The 18,691-nt window shown below is 68.4% G+C and carries 16 protein-coding genes and 1 pseudogene; 4 read left to right on the top strand and 13 right to left on the bottom strand.

The annotated features are described in order from the left end of the window. Positions 1-309: 309 nt before the first annotated feature. The 12 genes and pseudogenes from VMF51_RS18745 to VMF51_RS18800 all read right to left on the bottom strand — a co-directional run bounded on the left by VMF51_RS18745 (position 310) and on the right by VMF51_RS18800 (position 12,481). Entirely contained in the window at positions 310-840 is a 531-nt protein-coding gene (locus tag VMF51_RS18745; protein WP_325475984.1) for a hypothetical protein, read from the bottom strand. Beyond that, on the bottom strand, positions 837-1,508 hold the full coding sequence (locus VMF51_RS18750) for a hypothetical protein (RefSeq protein WP_325475985.1): 672 nt from the start codon (positions 1,506-1,508) through the stop codon (positions 837-839). The genes VMF51_RS18745 and VMF51_RS18750 overlap by 4 nt, the downstream gene beginning before the upstream one ends. Continuing rightward, positions 1,505-2,674, bottom strand: a complete 1,170-nt coding sequence (locus VMF51_RS18755; protein WP_325475986.1) for an MlaD family protein — start codon at positions 2,672-2,674, stop codon at positions 1,505-1,507. The genes VMF51_RS18750 and VMF51_RS18755 overlap by 4 nt, the downstream gene beginning before the upstream one ends. Before the next feature lie 11 nt (positions 2,675-2,685). Further along, positions 2,686-4,089 (bottom strand): MCE family protein, encoded by a 1,404-nt coding sequence (locus tag VMF51_RS18760; protein WP_325475987.1) that lies wholly within the window; start codon positions 4,087-4,089, stop codon positions 2,686-2,688. Further along, positions 4,086-5,147: an MCE family protein gene (locus VMF51_RS18765; RefSeq protein WP_325475988.1), complete on the bottom strand. Its 1,062-nt coding sequence runs from the start codon at positions 5,145-5,147 to the stop codon at positions 4,086-4,088. The genes VMF51_RS18760 and VMF51_RS18765 overlap by 4 nt, the downstream gene beginning before the upstream one ends. Further along, positions 5,144-6,157: an MCE family protein gene (locus VMF51_RS18770; RefSeq protein ID WP_325475989.1), complete on the bottom strand. Its 1,014-nt coding sequence runs from the start codon at positions 6,155-6,157 to the stop codon at positions 5,144-5,146. The genes VMF51_RS18765 and VMF51_RS18770 overlap by 4 nt, the downstream gene beginning before the upstream one ends. After that, positions 6,157-7,239, bottom strand: a complete 1,083-nt coding sequence (locus VMF51_RS18775; protein WP_325475990.1) for an MlaD family protein — start codon at positions 7,237-7,239, stop codon at positions 6,157-6,159. Before VMF51_RS18775 ends, VMF51_RS18770 begins: the two co-directional genes overlap by 1 nt. Beyond that, the gene (locus VMF51_RS18780) at positions 7,236-8,612 is read right to left on the bottom strand and encodes an MCE family protein (protein ID WP_325475991.1); all 1,377 of its coding nucleotides are present in this window, start codon (positions 8,610-8,612) and stop codon (positions 7,236-7,238) included. The genes VMF51_RS18775 and VMF51_RS18780 overlap by 4 nt, the downstream gene beginning before the upstream one ends. Next, entirely contained in the window at positions 8,609-9,373 is a 765-nt protein-coding gene (locus VMF51_RS18785) for an ABC transporter permease (protein ID WP_325476056.1), read from the bottom strand. Before VMF51_RS18785 ends, VMF51_RS18780 begins: the two co-directional genes overlap by 4 nt. Positions 9,374-9,530: 157 nt before the next feature. Then, the gene (locus tag VMF51_RS18790; protein WP_325476057.1) at positions 9,531-10,298 is read right to left on the bottom strand and encodes an ABC transporter permease; all 768 of its coding nucleotides are present in this window, start codon (positions 10,296-10,298) and stop codon (positions 9,531-9,533) included. A gap of 396 nt (positions 10,299-10,694) precedes the next feature. Further along, positions 10,695-11,327 (bottom strand): annotated as a pseudogene (locus VMF51_RS18795) (ABC transporter ATP-binding protein); the annotation flags it as partial. Positions 11,328-11,506: 179 nt separating this feature from the next. Continuing rightward, entirely contained in the window at positions 11,507-12,481 is a 975-nt protein-coding gene (locus tag VMF51_RS18800) for a hypothetical protein (protein WP_325475992.1), read from the bottom strand. Positions 12,482-12,791: 310 nt separating this feature from the next. Between VMF51_RS18800 and VMF51_RS18805 the strand changes: the two genes are divergently transcribed. The 4 genes from VMF51_RS18805 (at position 12,792) to VMF51_RS18820 (ending at position 16,654) form a co-directional block, all read left to right on the top strand. Continuing rightward, complete coding sequence (locus VMF51_RS18805; protein WP_325475993.1) at positions 12,792-13,538, top strand: hypothetical protein; 747 nt, start codon at positions 12,792-12,794, stop codon at positions 13,536-13,538. 239 nt (positions 13,539-13,777) lie between these two features. Then, positions 13,778-14,524 (top strand): hypothetical protein, encoded by a 747-nt coding sequence (locus VMF51_RS18810; RefSeq protein ID WP_325475994.1) that lies wholly within the window; start codon positions 13,778-13,780, stop codon positions 14,522-14,524. A gap of 326 nt (positions 14,525-14,850) precedes the next feature. Beyond that, positions 14,851-15,597, top strand: coding sequence for a hypothetical protein (locus VMF51_RS18815; RefSeq protein WP_325475995.1), 747 nt, complete (start codon positions 14,851-14,853; stop codon positions 15,595-15,597). Positions 15,598-15,907: 310 nt separating this feature from the next. Next, a complete protein-coding gene (locus VMF51_RS18820) occupies positions 15,908-16,654 on the top strand; it encodes a hypothetical protein (RefSeq protein ID WP_325475996.1) in 747 nt (248 codons plus the stop codon). 190 nt (positions 16,655-16,844) lie between these two features. Here VMF51_RS18820 and VMF51_RS18825 read toward each other — a convergent pair whose 3' ends face one another. Then, complete coding sequence (locus VMF51_RS18825; RefSeq protein ID WP_325475997.1) at positions 16,845-18,455, bottom strand: hypothetical protein; 1,611 nt, start codon at positions 18,453-18,455, stop codon at positions 16,845-16,847. Positions 18,456-18,691: the final 236 nt, after the last annotated feature.

An 18,691-nucleotide genomic window follows, 5' to 3' on the forward strand; every position in this document is an offset into this window, starting at 1 on the left:
ACGCATCAACGAACTCTTCGGCGACACCCTCCGCGACCCCGAATCCACCCTCCGCATGACCCTCGTCCTCAAATCCAGCGTCCCCCTCTGGAAAGCCGGCGACCACACCGACTTCGACCTCTTCCACCAACGCACCACGCTGGTCGAGTAGCCCGTCGAGTCGGCAGAACTTGCCGACACAACCACCCCAACCGTCCACAAGAACTGCCGACTCGACACGCAACTACTGCCGACTCGACGTACCACCCACGCAGACGACGAAGACCCCCACAGCCGAATCGGCTGCGGGGGTCTTCGATCGCGGTGGGTCTAGAGGGGCTTGAGGCCGGTGATCACCCAGGAGCGGCCCTCGCGCTCGGCGGTGACGTTCAGCTGGGCCGCCGAGACCGACTTCTCCTCGTCCTCGGCTCGCGAGCTGGTCTGGTCGAGGAAGACCAGGAGGGTGGCCTTGTCGGGGGTCAGCTCGCGTACGCCGGTGGCCTGGACGACCACGCTCAAGGTGAGCTGCTGCCCCGGAGCGCGCTCGGCGAGACTGGCGAACAGGGTGTCGTACTGCTCGCGCGCCTGGCCGCTGAGGCTCTCGTCGGCGAACGCGCGGGTGGCCTCGGGCTGCGTGTAGTCGTAGCTGAGCACCTGGGTCAGGCCGCGCGTCACCACGGTCACCACGCCGGCCTGAGCGGTCTCGTCCAGCTGAGCGCGGTTGGTCAGGGCCGGGTCGTCGCGGAGCGAGCGCTCCTGGAAGACGAGGACGCCCGCGATGACGAACAGCACGACGGCGAGCGCGAGGGCGATCGCCTGCGCGGTGCCGATCCGGAGGAGTCCCTTGATCCGTCCCATCACGTCCCCACCGCCACCTGAGCCAGGTTCTCCAGCTTCCACGTGCCCTTGACCAGGACCAGATCCGCGGCGAACCGGTTCCGCTTCACGGTGGGCTGGGCGGTCACGTCCTCGCCCCGCACGGTGACCTCGACGGCGACGAGCAGGGTCGCCGTACGGTCGGTCAGATCGCTGAGCGCCGCCTGGACGACCCGCCCGGTGGCGATCTTCTTCTGGTCGGCCAGCAGCTGCTGGTCCTCCGGGGTCATCGCGACCAGCTGATCGTGCAGGACCCCCGTCGACACGTCCTGCCAGGCCGCGACGCCGGACGCCACGTCGCGGTAGTCGATGGAGTTCATCGTCTCGACCGCCTCGGTGCCCTGGATCACGGCCGTGTCCCGCAGGTCCGCCCGTGCCCGGTCGGGATCGTTGTCGGCGGAACGCCAGGAGAAGAAGGCGAGGACGACCGCGACGATCGCCACCGCGCACACGCCCCAGACCCAGAGGCCGCTGCGGCCCGGCCGCGGCTCGGCGGCGACCTTCGGGGTCTCCTCCGGTGGTGCCGAATCAGTCTCCTCCTGGACGACCTCGTCCTGCGGCTCGTCGACCGGTGGGTCCTCCGGCGGGACGGGCGGCTGCGCGCCCTTCCGGTTCCGGATCTCGAAGCGCGGCTCCGGATCGGTCGCGTTCACTGCTCACCACCCATGAGGTCCTCCATGCTGTCGGCAGCAGAGACCGTACTCCGGCGGGAGTCCCGGCCCTTCCGCTTGTCGCCCGGCATGTCGGCCGACGGCCCACGCACGTTGCCGCCGTCCGAGGGTCGCAGACAACCCGCGTCCTCGTTGAACGGCTCGCCCGGCGAGACGTCGGTGCCGGGGCGCATCTCGGTCTTCTTGTAGCCGCCGTTGACGCACGGCAAGGGCGTGAAGAACGTCGGCTGCAGGCCGCCCTGCATGCCCTTGCCGGTCATCACCGCGTACGTAATGGAGATGCCCTCGGGCAGCCGGACCATGGTCTCCTTCACCCCGGCCGCGTTGGTGCCGTACACCTCCGCGGTGGAGACCAGGTTCCCCATCAGCTGACCGAGCGGCTGGCCCACCGAGCTGAACAGCGCGTCGATCTGCTTGGCCGCCGCCGGAGCGTTCTCCACCAGCTTGCGCCAGTCGTCGTCCTGCTCCGCGAAGGCGTCGGCCACCAGGCTCAGGTCCTCGCTGAAGCTCTTGAAGCTCGACGCGGCGGCCTTCTGGGTGGTCAGCACGGTGCCCGAGTTGTCGATCAGGCTGGCCGTCATCAGGAAGTTGCGGTCGGCCGTCCGGGCGAAGTCCGCGGAGGTCTCCACCAGTCGGGCCAGGTTCTCCCCGTTGCCACGGGTCATGGCCTCGGTCTCGTCGATCACGGTGTCGAGGGCGTCGGACGGCACGGAGGCGACGAAGTCCCGGCTGCTGCGCAGCAGTCCGTCGATCGACGGCGGCAGGTCGGCCGCGGTGAGGGTGAGGTGCGCCCCCTCGTCCAGCAACTCGTCGTCGGTGGAACCGCCGCGCAGGTCGAGGTACTGCTCACCGATCGCCGAGCGGTTCACCACCCGGCCGCGCACCTCGGCCGGGATGTCTGGCGCACCGCGCTCGATCCGGACCACCGCGTGCGCGCCTTCAGGAGATGCCGTCAGCGACTCGACCTTGCCGACCGGTACGCCGCGGTAGGTGACCTGGGAGTTCTCGAAAAGGCCCCCGGTCTCCGGCAGGTCGACGGTCACCTGGTATCCACCGAGGTAGCGGTCCAGCCCGACGTACTGCACGGCCAGGAAGGACGTCGTCACCAGCGAGATCACCACGAACGCGACGACCTTCGCGCGGGTCATGAACGAGAGCATCAGTCCTCCCCTCCCGGGGTGGTCGCGGCGCCGGACGGCGCATCCGTGACAGGCACCTGGACCGAGGGCTCAGGCAGCCCCGGCATCGCCGAGTCGGTGGGCGGGAGCAGGCTCGGCGAGGGCGAGGCCGCACCGGACGTGGGGCCGGCAGAACCCGGCCCGCTCGGCGATGCGGTCCCACCTCCGGTCGGGCTTGCCGAGCCGGACGGCTTGGTCGGGTCGGGCTTTCCACTCGGCTTGCCCGGCTTCGGCTTCGCCTTCGTCGGCGCGTTGCCCGAAGACGGCGACGGCGACGGCGACACGGTCGCCAGCGGGTCGATCGCGGGCGTGGTGTTGAGATCCGGCAGCTGAGGCCAGGGACAGCCCATCCCCGTGCAGCTGGCCGGCAGCGAGGTGTAGTTCGCCGTGACGAAGACGTTCAGGTAGTCACCCTTGATCGCGTCGAGCACCGAGTCGGAGAACGGGTACGTCAGCAGCAGCTCCAGGGAGTTCGGCAGCGCGTCCCCGGACTCGGCCAGCTCCCGCAGGATCGGCTCGAGCAGCTTCATGTCCTCGACCATGTCCTCCTGGGACGCGTTCAGCGTGCGCACCGAGGCGTCGCTGAGCTTGTCCAACGCGGTCAGCATCTCGACCAGTTGCTCGCGCTGCTCGACCAGCACCTGCATGCCGGGGCTGAGCCCCTCCAGGGCGGTCGCGATCTTGGCCCGGTCCGCGTCCAGGGTGGCCGACAGGGTCGCGACCGAGTCGAGCGCGTCCGTGATCGAGGCCTTGCGGGAGTCCAGCGACGACACGAAGGTCTCCATGTTGCGCAGGAAGCCGCGGATCTCCTCGGGTCGCCCATCGGAGACCTGCTGGAGCTCGCGGGAGATCTCCTGGAACTTGGCGAGTCCGCCGCCGTTGACGACGAGGGACAGCGCCCCGAGGACCTGCTCGATCTCGGCGATCTGGCTGGTGTCCTGGATCGGGATGTGTGCCCCCGACGCCAGCGACCCCTGGCCCTCCTCGCCCGCGGCGGGCCGCAGGAGGGCGACGTACTTCTCGCCGAGCAGCGAGGTCTGCTGCAGCCGGGCGGTCGTTCCTGCGGGGAGGTCGACGTCGCGGCGCACCAGCAGGGTCGCCCGCGCGCTCTGGCCGTCCGGGTTGAGCTTGATCGTCGAGACCCGGCCGACCGCGATGTTCTCGACCTTGACGCTGCTCTGCGGCACCAGGTCGACGACGTCGCGGAAGTCCACGGTGACGGTCATGGGGTCGTCGCCCACGTCGGCGCCGCCGGGCAGCGGGGTGTTGTAGAGGTCCTTGCCCAGGCCGCAGCCGGTCAGCAGCAGGGCCAGGCCGAGCGCCGACCCGACCAGTCCGATCCGACGACCGGGCCGCGAGCCGCGAAGAGCGGTGCCGAGACTCATCGCTCGCTCCTGTCCGTCGAGCCGCCGTCGAGCATGGTCGGCGGGGCGGTCTTCGAGCTGCGGGCGCTGAGCCCGTCGTTGCTCCACACCGAGACCTCGTTGACGTTGCCGCGGCCGGCGATGAGGTTGTACTCCGGGTCGTAGGCCTCGCGCAGGTTGTGCAGGAGGAGCGGTGCCAGACGGATCATCTCCTCCAGCGAGTCGCGCTGGCGCTGCAGGGCCTTGGTCGTCGGCACCAGGTTCTCGACGCTCGTCTGCAGGTTCGCCCGGTTCTCCCGGATGAAGTCGTCGAGCACCGCCATGGCGTCGGCCAGGTTCTCGGCGGCCTTGCCCATCTCCTCGCGGTCCTCGGCCAGGAAGCCCGCGACGTCGGCGAACTGGTCGTTGACCTCGGCGACCGTGTCGTCGTTCTCGACGAGCATCTTGTTGACCTCGTCGAGGTTGGCCATGGTGCCGAAGAAGCTCTCGTCGAGATCGGCGAGGGTGGCACTGGCCACGCCGAACTCACGGATCATGGTGTTCAGCCCCTCGCCCTGACCCTCCAGGTTGTCGGCGCCGACCTCGAGCAGCTTGCTCAGGGCGCCGTTCCTGTTGGCCCCGCGAGGTCCGAGCGCCTCGGACACGTCCTTCAACCCGTCGTACAGGTCGTCGATCTCCACGGGTACGGCGGTCCGGTCCTTCTCGATCACCGCGCCGCTGGCCAGCCGGTCCTCACCGGACTCCTCCTGCCACGGCTCGGTCAGCTGGACGAACCGGTCGCTCACCATGGTGGGGGCGACGATGACGGCCTTCGTGTCGGCGGCGACGGCCTGGTCGGGGTCCAGCTCCATGCTGACCCGGACGACCTCACCCTCGGCCGACACCTCGGTCACCTTGCCGACGGGCACGCCGAGGACCTGCACGTCCGAGCCCTCGTAGAGCCCCACGGTGGAGTCGAACATCGCGGTGAACCGGACCGGCTCGTCGCGCAGCAGCGCCCGGGCGCCCAGGGCTCCGGCGACGATCAGGGCGACGACCAGGCCGGCCACCAGCCAGCGTCGTGCTCTCGTGCTGGTCACTGGGCACCTCCGGGAGCGCAGTCGCGGATCACGTCGTTCTGGAGCACGGGGTCACCGTTCTTGTCGAAGAGTCCGCACAGGTAGGAGTCGATCCACCGGCCGTTGCCGAGCGCGGACGCCATGACCCGGTAGTAGGGGCCGAGCATCGAGAGCGCGTCGTCCAGGTTCTCCTGGTTCCGGTTGAGGATCGCCGAGACCCGGTCGAGCTTGGCCAGCGCCGGTGCCAGGGTCTCCTGGTTGTCGTCGACGAGGCCGCGCACCTGGGTCCCCAGGTCGCGGGTGCCGACCCACATCGCGTGGACGGCCTCGCGCCGGTTCTGCAGCTCGGCGAGCAGGTCGGAGCCGTCGGTGAAGAGGGCGGCGAGCTCCTGGTTGCGTTCCGCCAGGGTGCCGCTGACGCCGTTCGTGGCCTCCAGCAGCTCGGCCAGGTCCTCGTCCCGGGTGGAGATGGTGCGCGAGAGCTCGGTGAGACCGCCGACCATCTTCTGCACCGACGCCGGGGTGTTCTCGAAGGCGGCCGACAGCGCGTCGAAGCTCTCCTCGAGCTGGGCGGTGTCGATCTCGTTGAACGTGGTGGCCATGTCCGAGACCGCCGCGTTGACGTCGTACGGCGTCGTGGTGCGCTCCAGCGGGATCGCCTCCGTCAGGGTGCCGGTGCCCATCGGGTCGACGGCCAGGAACTTCTGCCCCAGCATGGTCTTGACCTTGATCGCGGCGGTCGTCTGCGCCGGCAGGTCGATGTCCTTGGCCCGGAAGCTGACGACGACCTGGTCCCCGTCGAGCTGGACCTCGGTCACCTCGCCGACCCGTACGCCGGCGACCCGGACCTCGTCACCGGCGCGCAGCCCGCCGCCCTCGGTGAAGACGGCCTGGTGGACCTTGCCCTGGCCGACGATCGGCAGCGAGGTCATCTGCATGGCGCCGTAGAAGAGGACGCCCATGACGGTCAGGCCGATCACGGCGATCAGCACCCGGTTGCGCTCCGTGAACGCGCGGGGGTATCGAGTCATCAGCGGCACCTCTTCGCGACCGGGAGGACGCCGAGATCACCCATGTAGCCCTCGGGCATCGGGATCCGTCCGTCCATGGAGCACAGGTAGAAGTTGAGCCAGGAGCCGTAGCTGCCGAGGCGGCCGATCCGGTCCAGCTTGGTGGGCAGCAGCTTCAGGAAGCTGTCGACCTCCTCGCTGTGCTCGTCGAGGGTCTCGGAGAGTACGCCGAGGTGGCCGATCGACTTGCGCAGCGCCGGGCGGGTCTCCCCCAGCAGGCTGGAGACGCGGTCGGTCAGGGCGCCCATCCCCTCGATCGACTCGCCGATGGCGGCGCGGTCGGCCGAGAGCCCGGAGACGAGCTGCTGCATCGTGGTGATGGTGAGGTCCAGCTGGTCGGACCGGCCGTCGACCGTCTGCATCACGCTGCTGAGGGAGTCGATCAGCTCGCCGATCACCTCGTCCTTCTCGGCGAGCGTCGTCGTGAGGCTGGCGGTGCTCTGCAGCAACCCCTCGACGGTGGCGTCCTCGCCCTGGAACACGGCGATGATCTGCTCGCTCAGCTTGTTGACGTCGTCGGGGTTGAGCATCTGCATCAACGGCCGGAAGCCGTTGAAGAGGACGGTCAGGTCCAGCGCCGGACGTGTGGCGTCCACACCGAAGGTGTGTCCGGCCTTGATCTCGCCGCCGGTGGTCGCGCTGGCCGGGACGATCGAGCTGCCCCCGCCAGGCTCCGTGGACTGCGCGCCCTGCACGACGGCGAGGTAGCGCTGGCCGACCATGTTGCGGAACCTGATCTGGATCACGGCGTCGTTGCGGATCGGCACCCCCTTGCGGATGGTGAACCGGACCTTCGCCATCCGCTTGTCGGTGACGGCGACGTCGCGCACGGTGCCGACCTTGACCCCGGCGATGCGTACGTCGTCGCCGCGGTTCACGCTCGTCGCGTCGGTGAACACCGCGGTGTACTCCTGCGCCTCTCCGGAGGAGCTGTTGCGGATGGTCATGGCCAGGATCCCGGTCACGATCACCGTCGCCACGGTGAAGACCACGCTCTTGAGGCCGATGGCCCAGAGCGGTCCGTGGTTGGCGTCCTTCGTCATCGCAGCACCACCTTGGTGTTCCGCAGGGTCGGGCCGACCAGCAGCGAGCCCCAGTCCGGGTACTCGGCCGGAGCCAGTCCCTGGGTGGGTGCCACCAGCTCGGCGATCAACTGGTTCTCACCGGGCGAGTTCGCGTCTCCCAGGCCGGCCAGGGCCGTCAGGAAGGAGTCGGCGTTCGCCCGGGGCGGCGGACCGATGGCGACCGGGTCGTCGCCCTCCTCGGTCCCGGTGTCGGTCTCGTCGTCGACGCGCGAGCTCTCCGGCCACTGCGTGCCCGCCGCGCCGTCGCCGGCAGTGCTCCGCTTGACGGGCGAGGCGCCCACCTTGCCGGTCACGTAGGGGCAGCGGGGGGCCGGCGTGCCCTTGGCGAAGCTGATGTCGTCCTTGCCCGCGAGGTACTTGGTGCGGGCCGGCATCACCTTCAGCACGGCGTGCATGCCCGGCTCGTCGGTGCCGACGCCGAGGGCCTTGTCGATGCGCGGCTTGAAGTTGGCGACCGCCCGGAACAGGCAGGGGAACTGGGACGCGTACGGCGCCGTGGCCCGCAGCGCCGCCTTGCTCTCGCGGGTCAGCACCACGATGGTGTCGTGGTTCTCGGTGACCCAGCCGCGGGCGGTGTCGGACGAGCCGATCACGCTGGCGTAGACGTCACGCAGCTCGGTCTGCTTGTCGACCAGCGTCTGTGAGCTGGTGGTCATGGTCGACAGCGCGTCGACAAGGTCGGGTGCCGCGATGTTCCACTCGTCGGCGACGTCGGCCAGCAGCGCGAAGTCCTCGGCGATCTGGGGCACCTTGGGGTTGAGCTTCTTCACGTACGTCGACCACTCGACCATCGCGTCGCCCAGGTTCTCGCCCTGCCCGTCGAGCATCCCGGCGAACTCGCTGAGCATCGCGGACAGCTTCTCGGGCTGGATGGCACGCAGCATCGGCAGCAGCTCGTCGAGGACCTGCTGCAGCTCGGCCGCCTCGGCGGAGTCGTCCTGGCGGATCACGTCGCCCTCCTCCAGCTTCGTGCTGCTGACGACGGCCGGCTGGACGAGGGCGACGTACCGCTCCCCGAACATGGTCTTGGGTAGCAGTCGGGCCACGACGTTCTCGGGCAGCATCGGTAGGACCTCGGGGTCCAGGGCCAGCCTCAGGTCGGCGCCCTGGTCGGTGGCGCTGATCTTGGCGACCTGGCCGACCGGGACGCCTTGGAACTTCACGTCGGAGCCGACCTTCAGCGCGTTGCCCACCACGTCGGTGCGCAGCGTGACGTCGCGGTGCGGGACCAGCGTGCGGTTATAGGCCAGGTAGGCGACGGTCAGCAGACCGACCACCAGGGCGATGGCGACCACGCCGATCAGCAGGTCGCGCGTCTTCGCGGCGTTCATCCGGCGATCCTCACCGTGGTGGAGGCGCCCCATAGCGCCATGGACAGGATCAGGTCGAGCACGGCGACGGTGACCAGGCTCCGGCGGACCGCGCGGCCCACGGCCACCCCCACGCCGGCGGGACCGCCGACGGCCTGGAAGCCCATCCGGCAGTGCACCATGATGATGATCACCGAGAAGAAGAGGACCTTCACGAACGACAGCAGGATGTCGATCGGCGGCAGGAACAGCCCGAAGTAGTGGTCGTAGGTGCCCGCGGACTGGCCGTAGACGAAGACGGTCACCATCCGGGCGCCGCCGTACGAGGTGAGCAGGCCGATCACGTAGAGCGGGATGATCGCGACGAAGCCGGCGATCACCCGGGTGGTGATGAGGTACGGCACCGCGGGCACGGCCATCGCCGTGAGGGCGTCGACCTCCTCGTTGATCCGCATCGCGCCGAGCTGGGCGGTGAAGCCGGAGCCGACGGTGGCGGAGAGCGCGAGCGCGGCGACCATGGGCGCCACCTCGCGGGTGTTGAAGTAGGCGGAGATGAACCCGTTGAGGGCCGAGGCGCCGATCTGGTCGAGTGCCGCGTAGCCCTGCATGCCGACGACGAAGCCCACCGAGAGCGTGAGCCCGAGCATCACGCCGATGGTGCCGCCGATCACGGCCAGCGCCCCGGAGCCGAAGCTGACCTCGGAGAGCAGCCGCATGACCTCCTTGGGATAGTGCCGCAGCGTGGTCGGGATGTGCCCCAGCACCGAGAGGTAGAAGCGCATGTCGGCGCCGAGCTTGCCGAGCTTGTCCACCGGACGGTTGAGCAGGCGCACGGCGAGGCTCTCGCCCGGCTGTGCGCGCCGCGGGGCGCGGCCCTCCAGCTCCGCCGTCAGGGGCGGGAAGGTGGGCTGGGGCCCCCTCGATTGGGGTGCGGCCATGTCAGGCCCCCTTCATGGGCACCAGCGTCAGGTACAACGCGGTGAGGACGAAGTTGACGAAGAAGAGCATGAGGAAGGTGATCACCACGGACTGGTTGACCGAGTCGCCCACGCCCTTCGGCCCCGGGGCCGTGTTGAGACCCCGGTAACAGGCGATCACGCCGGCGAGGAAGCCGAAGACGATGGCCTTGATCTCGCCGATCCACAGGTCGGAGATCTGGGCGAGCGCGGTGAAGCTGGCCAGGTAGGCACCGGGGGTGCCGCCCTGCAGGATGACGTTGAAGAAGTAGCCGCCGAGCACGCCGACCACCGCGACCAGGCCGTTGAGCAGGATGGCCGCCATCACACAGGCGAGCACCCGCGGGACGACCAGGCGTTGCACGGGGTCGAGCCCCATCACCTTCATGGCGTCGATCTCGTCGCGGATGGTTCGGGAGCCCATCTCGGCGCAGATGGCGGCGCCGCCGGCGCCAGCGATGACCAGGGTGGTCACCATCGGTGAGGCCTGTTGGACCATGGCCAGCACGCTGGCCGCGCCGGTGAAGGACTCGGCGCCGATCTGCTTGGTCAGGGTCCCGAGCTGCAGGGCGATCACCGCGCCGAGCGGGATCGAGATCAGCATGGCGGGCACCCACGAGACGCTCACCACGAACCAGAACTGCTGCATCAGCTCGACGCCCGAGAAGGGCCGGCGGAACGCGGCCCGCACCGTGTCGAGGGCCAGCGCGAAGAGGTTGCCGGTCGCGTCGAGGGCGCGGACCGGGAGGATGGGCTTGGGGACGGACCGATCTCGGTCGTTCTCCTCGTCGTCGGCGACGTACAGCGTCGCCGCACCGGAGGCGACCCGCGCCCGGTGCCGCTCGCCGCTGGCCCGGACCGCGCCCGACCGGGGCGCCAGTTGCAGGGGCAGCACCTCGATGGCCCGGGCGCCGGTGCGGATCGCGGCGGAGCCGGGGTAGGGCATCGTGTCGTACGAGATCGGCTCGTTGCGCTTGTGGTCGGCCTCCTCGCTCATCCCGATCGGGCCGTCCGGGTCTCCGCTCATGAACTGGCTCACGACCGGGTGGTCGGTCAGCAGGAACGCTTCGCGCGGACCGAACATCACCAGTTCACGGCGGTAGAGCATGCCGAGGTTGTCGGGCAGCGTGCGTGCGAGCTCGATGTTGTGGGTGACGACGAGCATCGTGGCGTCGGTGGCCGCGTTGACCTCGATCAGCAGCTCGGCCAGGTTCGACGTACGCACCGGGTCGAGGCCCGAGTCGGGCTCGTCGATGAGGATGATCTCCGGGTCGGTGACCAGCGAGCGCGCCAGGCCGGCCCGCTTCTTCATGCCGCCGGAGATCGCGCCGGGCAGCTTGTGCTCCTGCCCGACCAGCCCGACCATGTCGAGCTTCTCCATCACCACGTCGCGGATCTTGGACTCGCTGAGCTTGGTGTGCTCGCGCAGCGGGAAGGCCACGTTGTCGAAGACGTTCAGCGAGCCGAAGAGAGCGCCGTCCTGGAAGAGCACGCCGAACTTCTTGCGGAGCTCGAGGCGGCGCGACTCCCGGGCCGAGACCATGTCGACCCCGTCGATCAGGATCTGGCCCTCCTCGGGCTCGGTGAGCCCGATGATCGACTTCAGGAACACCGACTTGCCGGTGCCCGAGGGACCCATCATCGCGGTGATCTCACCCGGGGGCAGGGTCAGCGTGACGTCGTGCCAGATGTTCTGGCGTCCATACGTCTTGCTGAGTCCGATGACTTCGACCGATCCGCCCACGGGAGGGCCTCCTGGATTCGTAGGGCGGCCCTGCACGGGCCGGTTGATATCTGTGGGAGCTGCGCGGTCATTGCTCGCGACCTGTGACCGCGGTCACCTGCCGCCGAGGACAGGCTGCAACACCGCGGCGCTCGATCAGGCGCGAACACCGAGATCGGGTCGGACCTGAGCCGCATGTTGTGACCACTGTGACAACATGCGCGCTCGGGTCAGGTCTATTCGCTCCCGCGTGCGGGATACTCGAACGGCTTCGGCCCCGGGCAGGTGTCCGCGAAGCCCGAAGCCCGCCCACCGACCTCGCCACCGAGCTTCGGGTTCGACGCTCCCGGCGGCGTCGGCCCCAGAGCGCCGTTGACGACGAACTCGCACGACCACCCGGTCCGGGCCGCCACAGGATTGTCGGGCCCTGAGACGGACAGGGTCATCAGTCGTGACAGGTCGTCGCCCGCCTTGGTCGTGCACCCCGTGAAGGGCGGAATCGTGATCGACCCCGTCAACTGCCCCCCGAACATCGGGTGGTAGTACGTGGCAGGGTCGTGGGTGCGATACCACTCGACGTCGTTCTCGATCGGTCGGTCATAGGCGGGCGTGGTCATCCTGACCGGCGCCGGGGTGACGGTCCGGCAGTCTCCGTTGAGCCCCAGATCCACGCCGTCGACCCGCACCGACACGATCCGGACGTTCATGCTGTCCTCGATGACGTTGGTCGGGAAGGACTGGCGATCCCATAGGACACCGCCCGTGCTCGAATAGAGACGCGTCCTCATCAGCACCTTGACCGGGACGGGGTAGTTGCCGGCTCGACGCTGGCTGATCTGCACGGTGGCCTCCACCGGCATCAGCCCGAACCCCACGGACCGCACCGTCATCGGCTCCAGGTATCCGTAGTTGGCCGGCGCCCCCTTCGGCGAGACGAAGTAGGCCTCGGCGCGGATCCACTGCTTCGAGCCGTCGTCGGGCTCCTGGCCGATGGCATATTCGGCCGCCGTCATCGCGGCCGGCGTGCGGAACCACTGCTTGGCGCGCCGCGCATAGGAGAGCCCGCCCTGAGAAGTGTTGGCCCACGTGCCGAAGCTGGCGTCGGGAAGCCCCGGGTACCACTCATCGGCCTGGGAGGACTGCGCGGTCGTCAACAGGGCCGCCAGAAGCACCAGCCCGAGACCGGAGCGCGTCCAGATCTTGCGTCGCATGTGCCCAACCTCGGTCAGCACGCGAGGCTCGGCAACCGGGTCGGCAAGATTCACAGCAATCGGCCTCCACAGTTGTGACCCTCGTGACAACACTTGTGACCCTGGCGACAAACGGCGCATCCAAGGGCGAGGAAAAAGCCGCGCTAGCACAGTGCACAGCCGCAGACAACCCGATCAGGTCAGGTGTGACGGAAAGCGCCAGGGTTTCCCGGATAGCCGCTGTTTCCCTTGTCTCCGTAGCGCTGGGGCCGCGCATGATGCCGCCCACGGTGTCGACCCCGACACCACCCCCACAACCAGGGAGCAACTCATGAATCTGCGCAAGGCCATCACCGCCGCAGCCGCCGTCTCGGCGGCCGCGCTGCTCGTGCTCACCCCCTCCGCCCAGGCCTCGTCCCCGACCGGGAGCGACATCACCCAGATCCAGGTGAACGGCGTCGGCACCGCCGGCACCGTTGCGGTTTCCGGCGCCTTCAAGAGCGGCACGGCCACCTTCGACGCCCTCGGGTTCACCACCTCGTGCGCCGGCGGCACCGTCGCCGGCAACGTCAACCGCGGCCCGTTCGCCTCCGGCGGCACCGCCTTCAGCTTCGGTACCCTCTCGCTCACCTGTCCCACCCCGCTGGGTATCAACGCCACCATCGCGTTGAACGCCAGCTGCCTCGCCACCGTGACCATGGGCAACGTCAAGCAGGCCCCGCTCAACGACAACGTCCACGCGGGCCTCATCGACAGCGGCAAGTGGGCGGGCTCCACTCCCAAGCCGAAGCTGCACAACGTCCTGGGCCGCGCGGCCATCGCCTCCAAGTGCGTGACGGTGACCCTGAGCGGTAGCTCCTGCACCGCCCGTGCCGACGGCAACGTCGCGGTCGAGTTCGACGAGGCCATCAAGACCGTCGGCGGCGTCAACTACCAGGAGCTCATCCTCAAGGGCCCCGGCCTCACCCTGCGCAACCAGACCCTGGCCTGCCTCGGCCTCATGTCCGGCAGCGTCACCCTCAACCAGATCAAGTTCAACCTCCCCACCACCACGACGGGCGCCATCGACTTCCGATGATCCGTTCGCGCCCCACCACGCGGTAGGGCAATGACACCGTGGCCCGGCGACAGGAAATTCCCTGTCGCTGGGCCACTGGTCTGTCTGCCCGCCCGCAGCCGGCGGTCTCCGTCGAGCTGAGCGGTCTCCTCGCTAGACGGCGTTCGGAACCTATTCCTTTCGCCGAGCACACAGGCGTCCCACGACCCGATCGCCCTAGCTATGCACGGCGTCACCCTTCCCGACCGAGGAGCAAACTCATGAATCTGCGCAGGGCCATCACCGCCGCAGCCGCCGTCTCGGCGGCCGCGCTGCTCGTGCTCACCCCCTCCGCCCAGGCCTCGTCCCCGACCGGGAGCGACATCACCGTGATCCAGGTGAACGGCGTCGGCACCGCCGGCACCGTTGCGGTCTCCGGCGCCTTCAAGAGCGGCACGGCCACCTTCGACGCCCTCGGGTTCACCACCTCGTGCGCCGGCGGCACCGTCGCCGGCAACGTCAACCGCGGCCCGTTCACCTCCGGCGGCACCGCCTTCAGCTTCGGTACCCTCTCCCTCACCTGTCCCACCCCGCTGGGTATCAACGCCACCATCGCGTTGAACGCCAGCTGCCTCGCCACCGTGACCATGGGCAACGTCAAGCAGACCCCGCCCAACGACAACGTCCACGCGGGCCTCATCGACAGCGGCAAGTGGGCGGGCTCCACTCCCAAGCCGAAGCTGCACAACGTCCTGGGCCGCGCGGCCATCGCCTCCAAGTGCGTGACGATGGCCATGAGCGGTAGCTCCTGCACCGCCCGTGCCGACGGCAACGTCGCGGTCGAGTTCGACGAGGCCATCAAGACCGTCAGCGGCGTCAACTACCAGGAGCTCATCCTCAAGGGCCCCGGCCTCACCCTGCGCAACCAGTCTCCTGCCTGCCTCGGTATCTGGGGCGGCGCCGTCACCCTCAACCAGATCACGTTCAACCTTCCCACCACCACGACCGGGAACATCGACTTCCGATAACCCATCCGTGCCCCGAACCTCCAGTGGGCAATGACACCCGTGGCCCCGGCGACAGGTATCCCTGCCGCGCCCGGCCACTCGTCCGTTCCCGTGCGACGCACGGCCTTGGATCAAACGCCGATCTGAGCGGCTCTGCCCGAAGGGCGCATGCGCCTTTTAGACCAGCGCGCGAGCACTCCGCAACACCTTCGACCCAGGTGTGACGGAAAGCGCCAGCGTTTCCCTGACAGCCGCCATCTCCCCTACCCGGCCGCACTCGACTCGCGGAGGATTCCATCGACGGTGTCAAGCCTGACACCTTCACCCACATCACCAGGGAGCAGCTCATGAATCTGCGCAAGGCCATCACCGCCGCAGCCGCCGTCTCGGCGGCCGCGCTGCTCGTGCTCACCCCCTCCGCCCAGGCCTCGTCCCCGACCGGGAGCGACATCACCCAGATCCCGATCAACGGCAACGGCACCGCCGGAACCGTTGCGGTCTCCGGCACCCTCAAGGCTGGCAACCTCACCTTCGACGCCCTCGCGTTCACCACCTCGTGCGCCGGCGGCACCGTCGCCGGCAACGTCAACCGCGGCCCGTTCACCTCCGGCGGCACCGCCTTCAGCCTCAGTACCCTCTCCCTCAGCTGCCCTACTCCGCTGGGCATCAACGCCAACATGACAGTGAGTCCCGGCTGCCTTATCTACGTGACCATGGGCAACGTCAAGCAGACACCATTCAACGACAACGTCCACCCGGGCCTCATCGACAGCGGCAAGTGGGCGGGCACTACACCCAAGCCAAAGCTCCACAACGCACTGGGCCGCGCATCGATTGGTTCGAAGTGCGTAGCGGTGACTCTGCCCGGCAGCTCCTGCACCGCCCGTGCCGACGGCAACGTCGCGGTCGAGTTCAACGAGGCCATCAAGACCGTCAGCGGCGTCAACTACCAGGAGCTCATCCTCAAGGGCCCCGGCCTCACCCTGCGCAACCAGACCGCGGCCTGCCTCGGCCTCATGTCCGGCAGCGTCACCCTCAACCAGATCACGTTCAACCTCCCCACCACCACGACCGGGAACATCGACTTCCGATAACCCATCCGTGCCCCGAACCTCCAGTGGGCAATGACACCCGTGGCCCGGCGACAGGTATCCCTGCCGCCGGGCCACTTGTGTTTGCCAGCGATCTCCATCGATCTGAGCGGACTCATCTCATGGCATCCACAACGTCACTGCATAGCCCAGCGCACAGGCACCCCGCAACCCGACGCCCCCAGGTATGACGGAAGCCGCCAGCTTGTCCCTGAAAACCGCCGTCTCCCTTACCCGGCGGCATTCACCTCACGCAGGATGCCGCCACGGTGTCGGCCCCGACACCCCACCCCCACGACTAGGGAGAAGACCTATGAACGTGCGCAAGGCCGTCATCGCCACAGTCGCCGCCTCCACGGCCGCACTGCTCGTACTTACCCCCTCCACCCAGGCCTCGTCCCCAACCGGGAGCGACATCACCCAGATCCTGGTGAACGGCAACGGCACCGCCGGTACCGTGCCGGTCTCCGGTTCCTTCAAGAGCGGCACCATGACCTTCGATGCCCTCGGGTTCACCACCTCGTGCGCCGGCGGCACCGCCGCCGGCAACGTCAACCGAGGTCCTTTCACCTCTGGCGGGACGGTTGCCAGCATCAGCACGTTCACACTTACGTGCCCGACCCCGCTGGGGATCAACTCCGTCATCGCGCTGAACGCAGGTTGCGTTGTCAACCTGACAGCCGGCAACGTCAAGCAGTCCCCGCTCAACGACAACGTCCACGCTGGCCTTATCGACAGCGGCAAATGGGCGGGATCGACCTCCAAGCCGAAGCTGCACAACGTCCTGGGCCGAGCGAACATCGCGTCGAAATGTTTGACAAAGACCCTCACGGGAAGCTCCTGCACCGCCCGCGCCGACGGCAACGTCGCGGTTGAGTTCGATGAGGCCATCAAGACCGTCAGCGGAGTCAACTACCAGGAGCTCATGTTCAAGGGTTCCGGCCTAGTGCTCCGCAACCAGACTCCCGCCTGCCTCGGCATCGTGGCCGGCAGCATCACCCTCAACCAGATGAAATTCAACCTGCCGACCACCACATCGGGCGCCATCGACTTCCGATGACCCGTCCAGTGCAACACAACGCATAGTCCATCAACACGTTGGCCCGGGGCTGGTGGCTCCTGCCGCCGGGCCAACGTCCGGTCTCCGACTCGCTCCTAGCCCTGCCTTCGAGTCCGGTGACCATTTGACCTAAGGCGGCGCCAATTCGGGGCGCCGCGTGCCCAAGGAACGCTGGCTTCGGCTTCCGCGACTACCTCTTGACCGTGAACTTCCCGCTTCCGGCGCTGGGCTTCACCTGCTTGTTCCCGAGGTACTTGACGCTCACCGTGTACTTCCCGCGGTGCGCGGTCTTGGCCTTCTTGCCCTTGGCCTTCGTCTTCTTGACGACAAGCTTCGAGAACTTGCCGACCGTCAGCTTGGCCGCGCCGGAGGCCGGCACGTTGACGGTCTTCGACACGATGACCTTCTTGCCCTTCTTGATCGTCACCACGGCCTTGCCCGTCGCGGGACGCGTCGCACGGACCTTCGCCGTCACGGTCACCTTGGCGGCCTTCTTCGCCACCACGACCTTGACGATCTTCGTCGACGACGCAACCGGGGGTACGACGACCGGAGGTACCGTGACGCCCGCCGAGGACGATGACACCGGGGACTCCCCGGTCTTAGAGGCGGTCGAGCGATACGTGATGGACTTGCCGACCATCGCCGCGGTCACCGCCAGGGAGCTTCCCGCGCCGGGCACCGGTGCACCTCCGACCAGCCACTGGCTCTGCACGGAGTCCGGTTCGTCCGAGAACGTGCCGGGCACGCCGGTCAACACCGCCCCGACCCGGACCGACCCACGCACCTGCGGGAGCTCCGCACGCAGCATCTTCTGGATGACGACTCCGCCGGTGGTCGACGGCCCGCCCGAATACGGACCCAACGCGATGTGCGTAATCGGACGACCATCCAGGTCCGAGGGGACCTCATCGGGGCCACCGCTCAAATTCATCCAGTGGTGAATAGCACGATCCCGATCCACGATCGCGAACTCCAGATCGTCGCCACCGTTCGCTAGCAGCAGCGGCCCCCGACCCTGAACCTCTGAGGGAACGTCAACGAGTAGAGCCCCATCGAAGGACACCAGAGTGTCGTCCGCCAGCAATGCCAAAGCCCCGTTGGCGGCAGCCGCGATGGCCTTGACATTTCCCGGTTGCTGAACGGCCGCGGGAAGAGGGGCAGTCGCGTTGTTACCCCAACGCACCAAGGTGCCCTCGTCGGTCAGCGCATACGCTGTCGTGCTTCCTGCAACGACGGCCGTCGCCTTCAGGCCGGCCGGGACGTCGGTGATCCCGTTGAGGTTCCGACCCCACGCGACGACCGAGCCGTCGCGCTTCAGGGCGATCGCGGCGTTAGCGGTGACCGCCAACTGGGCGACGTCGCGCAAGCCGCTCGGCACGTCCAACGGGTTGAGGTTTGACATTTTTCGACCCCACATGAGCACCCGCCCATCACGCGTCACCGCTCCGGCGTGGAGGTTCGTGGTCGCGATCTGCGCAACCTTGGTGGCAGCCACCGCGGCCGGCACCTGCTGCAGCCGATCAAGGTTGGCACCCCACCCCACGACCCGACCGTCCGCCGTCAACGCCAGGCCGGCGTTCATGGGCAGCACCACCTGCGAGACCGCGACGCCGGAGAGCGAGGCCGGCAGGGTCGACTGGCGACCGTCCTGGCTCCACACGACCAACTCGCCGGACTGTGCCAACGACACCGCCGCTCCTGGAACAGATAGCGGCACTGTCTCACTTGGATCCGGCTCGGCCCCCGCCGGCACCGCGCCCGCCGCCGCACTCAGCGCCAGAGCTGCGGCGATGGCCACCCCACGTCGCGCCAACCGTCCTCGCATAGCCACTCCTCCACCAACTGTCCGCCGAACACGCCTCACGGCGTGACTTCCGGCACACCGTAAGCCGGTCGCCGCATCGGAGACATACGCGCCTGAGGTCGCGTCCGACCTGATCGCGGAAGTTGTCACCCGCGTGATGAAACCCGAACGCACGTGCCCCGTTCCTGTGCTCGGGCGCCTCGCCGCCCCGAAGGATGCGGCTGGTGCCG

Source organism: Nocardioides sp. (assembly GCF_035503875.1).
GTDB lineage: Bacteria > Actinomycetota > Actinomycetes > Propionibacteriales > Nocardioidaceae > Nocardioides.

Bases quoted from the DNA above. Each gene is read 5' to 3' on its own strand.
- VMF51_RS18755 (WP_325475986.1), bottom strand. From the start codon at position 2,674: ATGACCCGCGCGAAGGTCGTCGCGTTCGTGGTGATCTCGCTGGTGACG.
- VMF51_RS18760 (WP_325475987.1), bottom strand. From the start codon at position 4,089: ATGAGTCTCGGCACCGCTCTTCGCGGCTCGCGGCCCGGTCGTCGGATC.
- VMF51_RS18770 (WP_325475989.1), bottom strand. From the start codon at position 6,157: ATGACTCGATACCCCCGCGCGTTCACGGAGCGCAACCGGGTGCTGATC.
- VMF51_RS18775 (WP_325475990.1), bottom strand. From the start codon at position 7,239: ATGACGAAGGACGCCAACCACGGACCGCTCTGGGCCATCGGCCTCAAG.
- VMF51_RS18780 (WP_325475991.1), bottom strand. From the start codon at position 8,612: ATGAACGCCGCGAAGACGCGCGACCTGCTGATCGGCGTGGTCGCCATC.
- VMF51_RS18785 (WP_325476056.1), bottom strand. From the start codon at position 9,373: ATGCGCTTCTACCTCTCGGTGCTGGGGCACATCCCGACCACGCTGCGG.
- VMF51_RS18800 (WP_325475992.1), bottom strand. From the start codon at position 12,481: ATGCGACGCAAGATCTGGACGCGCTCCGGTCTCGGGCTGGTGCTTCTG.
- VMF51_RS18805 (WP_325475993.1), top strand. From the start codon at position 12,792: ATGAATCTGCGCAAGGCCATCACCGCCGCAGCCGCCGTCTCGGCGGCC.
- VMF51_RS18810 (WP_325475994.1), top strand. From the start codon at position 13,778: ATGAATCTGCGCAGGGCCATCACCGCCGCAGCCGCCGTCTCGGCGGCC.
- VMF51_RS18815 (WP_325475995.1), top strand. From the start codon at position 14,851: ATGAATCTGCGCAAGGCCATCACCGCCGCAGCCGCCGTCTCGGCGGCC.
- VMF51_RS18820 (WP_325475996.1), top strand. From the start codon at position 15,908: ATGAACGTGCGCAAGGCCGTCATCGCCACAGTCGCCGCCTCCACGGCC.